11 protein-coding genes are annotated in these 11,650 nt (G+C 39.3%); 7 read left to right on the plus strand and 4 right to left on the minus strand.

What is annotated here, in order from left to right:
- Positions 1–809: 809 nt before the first annotated feature.
- From Q0X02_RS07430 to Q0X02_RS07440, 3 genes are all read right to left on the minus strand, one after another.
- Positions 810–1,157 carry a type II toxin-antitoxin system PemK/MazF family toxin gene (locus Q0X02_RS07430; RefSeq protein WP_297813824.1) on the minus strand — a complete coding sequence of 116 codons (348 nt, stop codon included), beginning with the start codon at positions 1,155–1,157 and terminating at the stop codon, positions 810–812.
- Between the two features lie 543 nt (positions 1,158–1,700).
- Entirely contained in the window at positions 1,701–2,282 is a 582-nt protein-coding gene (locus Q0X02_RS07435) for a hypothetical protein (RefSeq protein WP_297813827.1), read from the minus strand.
- A 77-nt stretch (positions 2,283–2,359) separates the two neighbouring features.
- On the minus strand, positions 2,360–3,286 hold the full coding sequence (locus Q0X02_RS07440) for a YdcF family protein (RefSeq protein ID WP_297813830.1): 927 nt from the start codon (positions 3,284–3,286) through the stop codon (positions 2,360–2,362).
- 109 nt (positions 3,287–3,395) lie between these two features.
- Here Q0X02_RS07440 and Q0X02_RS07445 point away from each other — a divergent pair, with 109 nt between their 5' ends.
- The 7 genes from Q0X02_RS07445 (at position 3,396) to thiE (ending at position 11,276) form a co-directional block, all read left to right on the plus strand.
- Positions 3,396–4,166 (plus strand): patatin-like phospholipase family protein, encoded by a 771-nt coding sequence (locus Q0X02_RS07445; protein ID WP_297813833.1) that lies wholly within the window; start codon positions 3,396–3,398, stop codon positions 4,164–4,166.
- A 128-nt stretch (positions 4,167–4,294) separates the two neighbouring features.
- Positions 4,295–4,789 (plus strand): hypothetical protein, encoded by a 495-nt coding sequence (locus Q0X02_RS07450; RefSeq protein ID WP_297813836.1) that lies wholly within the window; start codon positions 4,295–4,297, stop codon positions 4,787–4,789.
- Between the two features lie 69 nt (positions 4,790–4,858).
- Positions 4,859–6,607: an ABC transporter ATP-binding protein gene (locus Q0X02_RS07455; protein ID WP_297813838.1), complete on the plus strand. Its 1,749-nt coding sequence runs from the start codon at positions 4,859–4,861 to the stop codon at positions 6,605–6,607.
- Positions 6,585–8,330, plus strand: coding sequence for an ABC transporter ATP-binding protein (locus Q0X02_RS07460; protein ID WP_297813841.1), 1,746 nt, complete (start codon positions 6,585–6,587; stop codon positions 8,328–8,330). Before Q0X02_RS07455 ends, Q0X02_RS07460 begins: the two co-directional genes overlap by 23 nt.
- Positions 8,317–9,783, plus strand: a complete 1,467-nt coding sequence (malQ, locus tag Q0X02_RS07465; RefSeq protein WP_297813844.1) for a 4-alpha-glucanotransferase — start codon at positions 8,317–8,319, stop codon at positions 9,781–9,783. The genes Q0X02_RS07460 and malQ overlap by 14 nt, the downstream gene beginning before the upstream one ends.
- 59 nt (positions 9,784–9,842) lie before the next feature.
- Positions 9,843–10,637, plus strand: a complete 795-nt coding sequence (gene thiD, locus Q0X02_RS07470) for a bifunctional hydroxymethylpyrimidine kinase/phosphomethylpyrimidine kinase (protein ID WP_297813847.1) — start codon at positions 9,843–9,845, stop codon at positions 10,635–10,637.
- Complete coding sequence (thiE, locus tag Q0X02_RS07475; RefSeq protein WP_297813850.1) at positions 10,638–11,276, plus strand: thiamine phosphate synthase; 639 nt, start codon at positions 10,638–10,640, stop codon at positions 11,274–11,276. It begins immediately after the preceding gene.
- A gap of 172 nt (positions 11,277–11,448) precedes the next feature.
- Here the strand turns inward: thiE and Q0X02_RS07480 are convergent.
- The coding region (locus Q0X02_RS07480) for a hypothetical protein (RefSeq protein WP_297813853.1) at positions 11,449–11,650 on the minus strand (202 nt) is incomplete at its 5' end.

An 11,650-nucleotide genomic window follows, 5' to 3' on the forward strand; every position in this document is an offset into this window, starting at 1 on the left:
GCGGTCAAATTTTGGCCGGATTTCTGCGATTGAGTTTTCACAATTTTTTCCAGATGACTCGCTTAGTTAAAGCCTTTTATTCTAAAGGACTCATACCTCATGGAGGATTTGGGGGAGAAAGTTGATAATTCAACTCTCAAAATCCTAAATCCGTTCGCTCGATTTCTACTCGCTCACCGATTTTTGACGGATTTTTTCGAATGAATTTTCGTTTGTATGTGTGCTTTCTGACGCTGTTTTAGGATTGAGGAGTTTCGAGATGAAGTGTAGAAAATGGTGTGTAGGTAGGTTTTGAGTGAGGGGTAAGTTGTTAGATGGGGTTAGAGAGTTCGTGGCTAGATAAACAGGGGCAGGGTTTTGTTGCTGGATTTACGTTGTTTCATACCAGAATAAAAGGTTTAACACGCATCGTCTAGCTTCCAAAAATTGGAAAACAACAAATCTCGAAATCCTAAAATTTGAAGCACGCTAGCGCTTACGCGGTCAAATTTTGGCCGGATTTCTGCGATTGAGTTTTCACAGTTTTTTCCAGATGACTCGCTTAGTTAAAGCCTTTTATTCTAAAGAAAATAGGTCGGACAGTTTTGTTCGAATATCTTGTCTCTCGACTTCTACAAAATTTCTTTTGATTGATATTCTTCGTTAAAACTCGCTTACTACATTAGGTTTTATAACTATATGTTATATTTTTATTCCAAATAAAAAATAGCAGATGTTTATAATCATGATAAAACACATAGCAAATATACTTGGTTTGCTATGAATTATGATATTTCATCAACTATTTAAAAAAATATTAAGTTGTTTATCTATAAATCAAATATTTTTGTCATAGAATTTTTTAGCTTTTCAACATCTTCATCATCTAGTTTATAAACGATGTCTCCATAAGCTCTATGTATAGAAACTTCTATTATTTTATTAACCATTGCGAATGCTTTTTCTTTACTTGGATTATTTTGATATTTTTTACAATCAATTGTGAAGCCACCTCTGTATTTTTTTCCGGATTTTTTACTAGTAATTGGTACTACTACAAATGTTTTGTGTTCTTTATTAAATACAGTGACAGCTATAGCATAATGTTTTCCTGACAATTCCCCACCTCTACTATGTGAAAAGTCAATTAAGTATACTCCAAATTTTTCTATATCCATTTTTATTTCTGTGCCGTTGCAAAAAATTAGGTGTGCCACGATGGCACACCTTCGGTCAACCTTAACGAGTAAGGTTTTTTATCCTTTATAACCGTATCCTTAACGAATAAGGCTTTTGGTGAATTTATTATACCATTAATATTAAAAATTAACAAGTAATTTTAAGTATATAGAAGGTATAAATTTGTATTACATTAAAGAGAAAAAAAGCAGATTACTACAATTGCTGTAGAATATCATCTGGAGAAAATAAGTATAAATCCAAGCGAAATGAACCGTTAAGAAATCTCACTCGTGCCAGAGCGGAGCTCGCACTTGAGATTTTAGGTTCATAAGCTTAGGATTTATTTATTTTCGTAAGCTAGATATTCGGGCAATTGTAGTTTTCTGCTTTGTTTTAATTTATGATGTGTTGGCAATTGTGTTGGCAAAAAGGCTCTCTGTGTAGTGCGTCTTGGTATATCTTCCGGATTTTTAACTTTTAAGGTTTTCGGCGAGATATTATTCTACAAAAAAAGAAGCTATGTTACTAGCTTCTTGTTTTTATTGTAATTTGTCGATTAGTTTTTCCAATGTTTCGAGTTTGATTTGTGGGTCCCAAGTTGCTCCGTTGTCTTTGAGTTCTTGTAGGTATTGTTGTTTGTTTTGTTTGTAGTAGTCCATCGTGTCTTTTAATCCTTTTATGGATTGTTTGAAGTTTTTGATGTCTTTTACTTCGGATACTTTTTTGGCGAAGTATTCTTGTGATTTTTCGGGTTTTGTTTCTAGGAATCCACATCTGTTGACTATTTCTACGAATAGGCGGTCCATTTTGATTGATGCACCGGCTGTTGCGTTTTCGTATTTTTCTAGTCGTTCGACGATTTCTTCGATGGTTTGTTTTTCGTCGTCGGTCAAGTCTTGTTGTTTGTTGTCTTGTCCGTCTTTATTTTCTTTATTTTCTTTGTTTTCTTTGTTGTCGTCTGTTTGGTTATTTTGTTGGTTGTCTTTGTTTTCTGTGTTTTCTTTTGCTGTTGTTTGTTGTGGTGCGTCAGGTTTTGTCAGTGATTGTTCGTTGGAACAAGCTGACAATGATACTGCCATTACCAATGCGAAGACAACTGCAAATTTTCTTAGGTTTTTCATAAGCTCCTCCTTGTATATTTATATTATACCACTTATTTCATTTTCCAATCAGTTTAATATCTACGATATGTCTACATTTAGATGAGTTGATACGATATCAGCGTGATTGTCACGAGCAATATTATGTGAAGTGGAAGGTCGATGTAGACGGATGCGCACAATTCTATGAGGTAGGTGTTCAGTTTGGTGGTTGTTGTCGAGTTTGTGGAGATGATTTGCCAATTCAATCCCAATTTGTCGCAGATTAGTTTGGTTCTCAATGCGTGAAAGCTGTTGGTGCTGACGCATATTTTTTTGTTTTTGTAGTTGGGGTCGGTCGTTTGCAGTAGGTTTTTGGTGTTTTTTATGTTTTGTACGGTGTTGGTGGAGGTTTTTTCCAAGAGTATGTCGTCATCTTGGATTTTGTTTTCGATTGCGAAGTTTTTCATGGCGACGGCTTCTTCAATCTGTCCGTTGGTTTTTCCTCCGGAGAATATCATTGTCGATTTGTCAGTTCTGTAATACGAAAACGATGTGAGCATTCTCTGTTTGATTAGGTCGGTGAGTTCTGTTCCTTTGAGAGAGCCGCCGAGGACTACGATGTAGTCGTATGGTGGGTCGGGGTGTGATAATTTTAATATGGTGTTTGCCAAGAGGTTCGACAACACTACGCTACTTGTGTAGAAGTTCGCTGATATTATGAATGGGCTTATTTCGTTTGGCTGTGACAGGTTTATGGCTGTGAGTGCGATGTAGAGTAACAGTGCTGATGAGAGGTGCGATGTTTTGGAATGTGATTTTTTCTTTTCGAGCAGTCTGTATGCGATTACGAATACGATGAATGTGTTGCAGATGATGTTGGTCGCCTTGAATATGTTGATTATTGTCGTGGAATTTATGTCGAGCAAGGTGTGGTTTGCGCTTATGAATAATAGAGCGATGGATGCTACTGTAAACATCGTTATGAATTTGTGTCTGATGCAGTAGATTAATATCGTCAATGCAATTACAAGTAAAATGTTCATTTTTCGTCCTTTCAGTCAAATTATATCATAAAGTGTTCTCTCGCAACTATTTTGTAAGGTTTCGCTATTTGGTTTGATGATATAATTTGATTAGAGAATGGAGGATGGTATGAGGGCATTGGTTTTGGAAGGCGGAGGAGCGAAGGGATGTTATCAGATGGGAGCTTACAAGGCTTTGAGTGAACTTAAAGTGGAGTTTGATTATGTCGTGGGGACTTCCATCGGCGCCATTAATGGGGCGATGATTTGTCAGGGAGATTGGAAGGTTGCGTATGATTTGTGGGAGAATATCAGCTACTGTGATGTGCTCGATTTGCCAAATGAGGATATGCGCAGTTTTTTGAACGACAGGTTAACGATGGACAATGTGAAAGACAAGTTCAATTTTGTAAAGGGCGTCATTGAAAATCGCGGTATCGGGGTGAGTGCGTACAAGAATTTGCTCGACAAATACATTGACGAGGACAGAGTGAGAAGCTCCAGTATGAAATTCGGGTTGAACACTTTTGATGTGAAGAATTTGAAGACGTTGAATTTGTTTATTGATGACATCGAGGATGGTCTATTGAAAGATTATCTGCGTGCGAGTTCCAATTTGATTGTGTTCAAGCAGGACAAGATTGACGGAAAGAGGTTGATTGACGGAGGGTATTTGGAGAACAATCCGTACAAGATGGTCGATGGGCTGTGCGATGAGATAGTGATTGTGTCGTTGAAGCCGTGGACGCTTTCTTACGAGTTGAAGAAAAATCCGAAGTACACTATCATCAAATCGTTCGATGAGAATTTTCCGAATATGTTGGATTTTGAAAAGGAGAAGACGAGATACGGATTGAAATTGGGATACGATGATACGATGAGGTTGTATTCGAAATTGTAATTGCGTGAAGAAATTTTACAAAAAAACAATAAAAAAATTTAAAAAAATAAAAATTTATGTGGAAAAATTTTTTTGTTAAGTGTATAATAATTGATATAGAGAATTTTTGAAAAAAGGAGGTCTGAACAATGAGAATAAAAATTAACAACGAAGTAGTTGAAATGATGCTATATTTCTGGCAATCAGCGTCAGAAGGACAAAAGGTTGCTGAATCATTCATTATTGATGTAGCTAATAGAGACGAAATGAAACTTATATACAATGACAAATTTGATGAGGAAGCTGTAAGAAGAGTTTTGTCATCTATTACAAACAAAGAGCTTTTGAATGGTGGAAGTCCTGAAGAAAAGAGATTCTGGAACAACAATATGTGGATGATGGAGGATATGGGTGTAGTTGACCAAATGGTACAACCTATCAAACATTTGAATCTTGACGGCGTTGAGACAGACAAGAAAGAACTTATCTTCGTTCCTGGTCATATCGACGAGTACTATGATTTGGGAGACAAATTGGTTGTGAACTTCTTCAAGGTATCTGTTGACATTTTCGGTGGTACAGGTGCTGTCACAATGGACGGGGAAGATTTCAGAGAACACATCATTAAATTATTACAAAAGTAGGATTGCTTTATGGGGCTCTTTGTGAGCCCTATTTTTTATTGCAAAAATTGATATTTGAGAGGAGTAATTATGTTAAGAAGGTACAAGTGGTTTATTGATTATTACAAAAAGAGCTACATAATTGCAATCATCGCACTTATTTTTGAATATGCGTTGAAACTTATCCTGCCATATATGATTGGGAATGTGGCGGACAATATTTTCAAGCAAAACGTGACGAGCGGAAATTTGAAGGCGAATTTGGCCGTGTGTTTGCTTGCAAGTGTGTGTGGTTATTTGGTTAGTATTGTGTGGAATTTGAACGTTTTTAGGGGAGACGACATGATACAATATTTGATAACGACGAGATTATACGACAAGTATTTGAAGCAGTCGCCGGAGTTTTATGACAAAAATTCTACGGGGTCTTTGATGGGAAAGGCGACAAATGACTCGAACTCAGTGGGACTTTTCGTGGCGTACGGGCTGATGAGTATGTTTGATTCGACTTTTTATCCTTTTTTCATCGTAATTGTGATGATTATAACGACGGATTTGAGGTTGACGTTGTTGAGTATTTTGCCGCTTCCAATATTGGCGATAGTGAGCAATATGCTCGGAAACAAGCTCAACAAGGCGTTTGATGAATCGCAGGGTTCGTTCGACAAGATGAACGATCAGACTTTGGAAACTGTGAGTGCTGTCAGAGTTGTGCGTGCGAATAATTTGAAGGATTTTCAAAGAAATAAATTCTCCGAAAAAGCAAATGATTTGTACGAGAAAAATATGAGGACGGCGAAGCTTTTGGCTTGGTATGGACCTATTCAAAAGCCTGTCGAGGTTATGACGTACGTCTTGGCGATTGGATACGGCAGTTATCTAGTGAGAACAGGAAGCATTACTGTGGGCAGGTTGATGAGTTTTATGTTTTATTTGAATTTGTTGATTTGGCCGATGATTGGAATGGGCGAGTTCATCAGCTTGAAGAAGCAAGCCGATGCCAGTATGGACAGGATTCAGGAGGTGTTGGATTACAAGGAGGACATCGTCAACAAAAAAGACGCTGTCGAGCTGGAGGAAAGTCCCGTGATTGAGTTTCGAAATTTGTCGTTCAAATATCCGAACTCAAACGAGAATGTGTTGACGGATATTGATTTTAAGATTGAGCCGGGGAAAACTCTCGGCGTTTTGGGCAAAACCGGAAGCGGCAAGACTACGTTGTTGAAGCAGTTTCTAAGGTTTTACGATGTGGAAAATGGCGAAATCCTGTTTAACGGGAGAAATTTGACGGATTACACAGTGGAATCTGTCAGGGACAAAATTGGCTATGTTCCACAAAATCATATGATTTTTTCGAAAACTATCAAGGAAAATATTATGTTGACCAACAAGAATGCGAGTGAAAATGAGCTGATGGATGCCATTGAAATGAGCGATTTCAAGAAGGATTTGGACAAGCTTGTCAATGGAGTTGACACGTTGTGTGGCGAGAAGGGAATTAGTTTGTCGGGAGGTCAAAAGCAGAGAATCGCTTTGGCGAGGGCGTTGATTAAAAATCCGGATATTTTGATTTTGGACGATTGTATGAGCGCTGTCGACGGGACGACGGAGAAAAATATTCTCGATAATTTCAAGAAAATTCGCTCTGGCAAGACGAATGTCATCGCTACTCACAGGATTAGCCAAGTGAAGGATGCTGACGAGATTATCGTTCTTGAAAATGGAAAAATAGTTGAACGAGGAGACCACAACTCTTTGATGGAAAACGACGGATGGTACAGGGAACAATATTTGAGACAGACAGTGGAGAGTGCATATGAAAAAGAGTGTGACGAGTAGAATTATAAGATATTCTTTGAAGGAAAAGAAAAATCTGTTGGTTGGAATGGGATTTACGGCGTTGATGACGGCGTTTGAGATTATCGGACCTATAATCCTAGCCTACATTATCAACAATTTGTTGAGTGGGGATAAGTTGGTCTACAATGTGAATAAGTTGATGTTGGCATTGGGGTTGTATGCGGTGGTTTTCTTCTCGGATTCCATCTGGAAGTACAATTCGATGGTTTTTTTGGAAAAAACTGCGAACAAAATCGCACGTAGAATGCAGGTGGATGTGTACGACCATATTCAAAAAATGCCGATTTCATTCTACGATAATTTGCCAGCGGGGAAAGTAGTCAGCAGAATTACAAATGACACGAACTCGGTAAAGGGATTTTATCAGATGGTTTTGGTGCAATTGATGATAAGCGTGATGGTCAGCGTGTTTATGATGGCGATGGTGTTGATAATTGACTTTAAAATAGGACTTATAGTCTGTATGTTTTTGCCCGTTATGTTTGTCATATACGGGAAGTTTTTGCAAAAATCTCGTTTTGCATTTAAGAATATGAGACGGTATGTCAGCGAGGAAAATGCTAAGATAAATGAAACCATCGGAAACATCGAGGTTATCAAGGCGTATAATTTGGAAGATGATTTCAAAAAAGACTACGAGTCTTCTGCGAAAAAAGTCTACGATTACGGGTATATGGTGACGAAGGCATACGGACTTATGGGCTACAATGTCACTGATATGGTCAGGAACTTGGCGACTGTTACGATACTGGGGATTTACGCTTACAATGTGTTGAAGGGAAATACCGATGTGAAACTGGGCAATATGTATTTGATGATGCAGTACACAACGAGGACTTTCTTGTATCTCAATAATTGTGTGGAGAGATTGGGTTCGCTTGAGCAGTCGTTCAGCGCAGCAGAGCATATTTTCGAGTTGTTGGATACCGATGCGGAAGAATTTCCCGAAAGACAAATCGGAACAATCGAGGGAGATGTCGAATTTGACAATGTGAACTTCTCGTACATCGAGAATGAGCCCGTGCTTAAAAATCTAAACCTCGACATAAAAAGCGGTGAGAGCGTCGCATTTGTCGGGACTACTGGAAGCGGTAAGACTACGATAATGAATTTGCTGCTCGGTTTCTACAAGCCACAAAGCGGTGTTATTAAAATCGACGGCAAGGATTTCAACGATTACAGCGTGGATTCCATCAGGGAAAACATCTCACTTGTGCCGCAAGACCCGGTGCTTTTTATGGGAGATGTCAAGAGCAACATAAGGCTCGACAAAGATTTTACGGATGATGAAATCAAACAGGCTCTCAGAGATATCGGTGCGGACAGGTTGATAGATTTTCGTGACGGGCTTGACGAAGAAGTCAAGAACAACGGCGCTAGTTTTTCTGCTGGTGAGAAACAGCTCATCGCATTTGCGAGAAGTTACATCACCAATCCGAAGATTTTGATTTTGGACGAGGCGACGGCGAACATCGACACGCAGACGGAGGCTGTGATTCAGTACGCAATCGACAAGTTGAAGCAAAACAGGACGACTTTAATCATTGCACACAGGTTGTCCACGATAAAAAACGTCGATTGCATTTATGTGTTGGACAAGGGAGTGATTGTGGAAAAGGGAACTCACGAACAATTACTCAAAAACAACGGAATTTATACGAAAATGTATCGTGAGCAGAACAAGAGATATGAAAAAGAATAGAAAAGCTGGGATATTGCTTCCTGTTTCGTGTTTAAATTCTCCGTTTGGAATCGGAAGTTTCGGAGAGAGAGCGTACGAATTTGTGAGGTTTTTGAGGAAATCAAATCAATCTTACTGGCAGATTTTGCCGTTGGGGCCTGTAAGTGAATTTGGAAACAGTCCTTATCTGTCGACGTCGAGTTTCGCCGGAAATTTTATGTATATTGATGTTAAAAAGCTAATCGAGGCAGGTTTGTTGGCAGATAAAGATGTCGAATCGTACAATTTCAGCTCGAAATTTGTCGACTACGATTACGTCCGTTGTGCGAAGAATGAGATTTTAAGAAAAGCATTTGAAAACAATAAGAAGTTGAAGGTAATCGACACGCAAAATTTTCCCGAAAGACAATTCGTGTACGGATTTTGCGTGTTCAATTCACTGAAAAAACATTTCGCAGGAAAATGCTGGCTTGATTTCCCGAAGGAGATAAAATACCACGATGAAAAAAGTTTGAGATTTTACGAAAATCTGTTGTCCGATGAGATTGAGTACAATTTGTTCGTGCAGGATGTTTTTTACAAGCAGTATTTCGATTTAAAAAGGTATGCCAACGATTTGGGAATAAAAATATTCGGCGATTTGCCCATCTATGTGGCGAAGGACAGTAGCGATATGTGGGAAAATCCGAGGATGTTCGATGTGAATGACGATTTGTCGCCGAAATCGGTCGCAGGAGTGCCACCGGATAGATTTTCAGAAAAAGGTCAGTATTGGGGCAATCCAGTCTACGATTGGGATTACTGCGAAGATACGGGCTTTGAGTGGTGGATTAGAAGAATACACCACAATTTGAGGATGTACGATTTGTTGAGGCTCGACCATTTTCGAGGGTTCGAATCTTTTTGGAAGATTGATTGTGAAAAGGGCAGCGCTGAAAATGGGCACTGGGAAAAAGCTAAGGGCGATAAGTTGTTTGAGATTTTGAAAAATGAAAACCTGATTGAAAGAATTGTCGCTGAGGATTTGGGATTGATAACTCGTGAGGTTAAAAGTCTGCGTGACAAGTACGGGTTCAAGAAGATGAAGGTGATGCAGTTTGCTTTTGATTTGAACGAGCAATCGGATTATCTTCCGCACAATGTGACAGAAGATTCGGTTTACTACACGGGAACGCATGACAATCAAACTCTGAGGGGGTTTTTGGAGAGCGTGAATGCCGACGAGTTGCAGTACATCAAGGACTATGTCAATGCGAGTGATGATGTGGATTTCAGTATGATTAAGTCGCTGTACAATACGCCTTCTTCTTTGTGTATGTGTCAGATGCAGGATTTTTTGTATTTGGATGATGATTACAGGACAAACACGCCCAACACTTTGGGCAATTGGACGTGGAGATTACAGGATAACTTTCTATCAGATGAATTGGCACAGAAGATTTCCAAAATCGTCAAGCTATACAACAGGGATTAGTTGTAGTAAAATTTTTGTAGGGATATTTTTTCAAAAAAGTTCGATGAGCAGGAGGAGTTATGAAAAAAGTTCTGACGATTGCAGGGTCAGATTGCTCGGCAGGAGCAGGTATTCAAGCTGATATCAAAACAATGTCGGCGCTAGGAGTGTATGCGATGAGTGTCATAGTGTCGGTGGTTAGCGAGAACACTTTTGAGGTTGTTTCGAGAGAGGATTTGCCGGTGAAAATCATCAACGAGCAGATTGATTGCATCTACAACGATATGAAAACTGACGCTGTGAAGATAGGGATGTTGTCGAACAAAAAAATCTTACAAGCTGTAATCGACAAGTTAATTGAGTACAAGCCACAAAATGTCGTGTTAGATACGGTTATGGTTGCGACAAGAGGAGGAAGGTTGCTGGACGATGATTGCGTGCAATTGTTGACTGACGGGTTGGTTCCTCTTTGTACCTGTGTAACTCCGAATATTCCAGAGGCTGAGAGAATTTGTCAGATGAAGATAGAGAAGGTTGACGATATGAAAAGAGCCGCTGTCAAAATCTGTGAAATGAACGCGAAGTCTGCTCTGATAAAGGGCGGACATTTGTCAGGAGATGCAGTCGATGTTTTGTTCGACGGGGAAAAGTTCTACGAATACAAGACCAAGAGATTGAACACGAGAAACACTCACGGGACTGGTTGTACGCTTTCGAGTGCGATTGCGAGCTATTTGGCGAAGGGAAAGTCGATTGAACAGGCAGTGGGACTTGCGAAGGAATACGTCACGAATGCGATAAAATACGATTTGAAAATAGGCAAGGGAAATGGGCCTGTAAATCATTTCTATAAATTTTTTGAAGGTGAATTTTAAATGAAAAAAAGTTTTAATCTGGGACTTAGTTTGATTACAAACAAGCAGACGTTGAAGGGCAGAGATTTGTCAGAGACGATTGAGATAGCTCTGAAAAATGGAGCAGATTCTGTCAGGCTTCGCGAGAAAAACTTGAACACGAGAGAGATAATGCAGGAAACGTTCAAGATAAAAGAGATTACTCAACGATTGGGCAAACTTTTGATTGTGAATGACAGGGTCGATATTGCCAAGGCGTGCGATGTTGACGGTGTGCATCTAGGACAGAAAGATATGCCGATAAAATACGCAAGAGAGATTCTGGGCGAGGATAAGATTATTGGAATTAGCTGTCACACGTTGGAGCAGGCGTTGGAGGCGCAAGAAAATGGAGCTGATTATATCGGTGTTGGTGCGATTTTTCCGACGTTTACCGAAGACAACTTTATCAGAGTTACAATCGAGACACTCAATGAAATTGCAGAGAAAATTCACATTCCAATCACAGCAATAGGTGGAATCAACAAGAACAACATCAAAAAGATTTTTAATTGCAATGTCGATTCTGTTTCGTTGACATCAGCGATTTTTTCGACAGAGGATGTTCAGTTGGCGACACGAGAGTTGAGGGAAATTTTCGACAAGATAATAGAAAAATAGAGATGCTAAATAGAAATCGGTTTGTGCGAGTGAGTCGCAGGATTGGTTTCTATTTTTTTTGTGTGTGCTTTGGAGTGCAGAAAATTGGTCGGACAGTTTTGTTCGAATATCTGGTCTTCAGAAATTTGTGATTTCTAAATCTTGAAACCCTAAAATTTGAAGCACGCTTCGCTTACGCGGTCAAATTTTGGCCGGGTTTCTGCGATTTGAAATCTACAAAATTTCTTGCGAAGGATATTATCACTAAAACACGCCGACCATTGGAACGAGGTTGTGTTTGCGTGTAGGGAGTAGATTGGAAGTGTGGAAAATGGTGTGGAGGTTGGGTTTGAGTGTAGGTTTTTGTTTCAGTATTTACGTTGATGCAAAAGGGG

The organism is uncultured Finegoldia sp. (assembly GCF_947252345.1).
Lineage (GTDB): Bacteria > Bacillota > Clostridia > Tissierellales > Peptoniphilaceae > Finegoldia.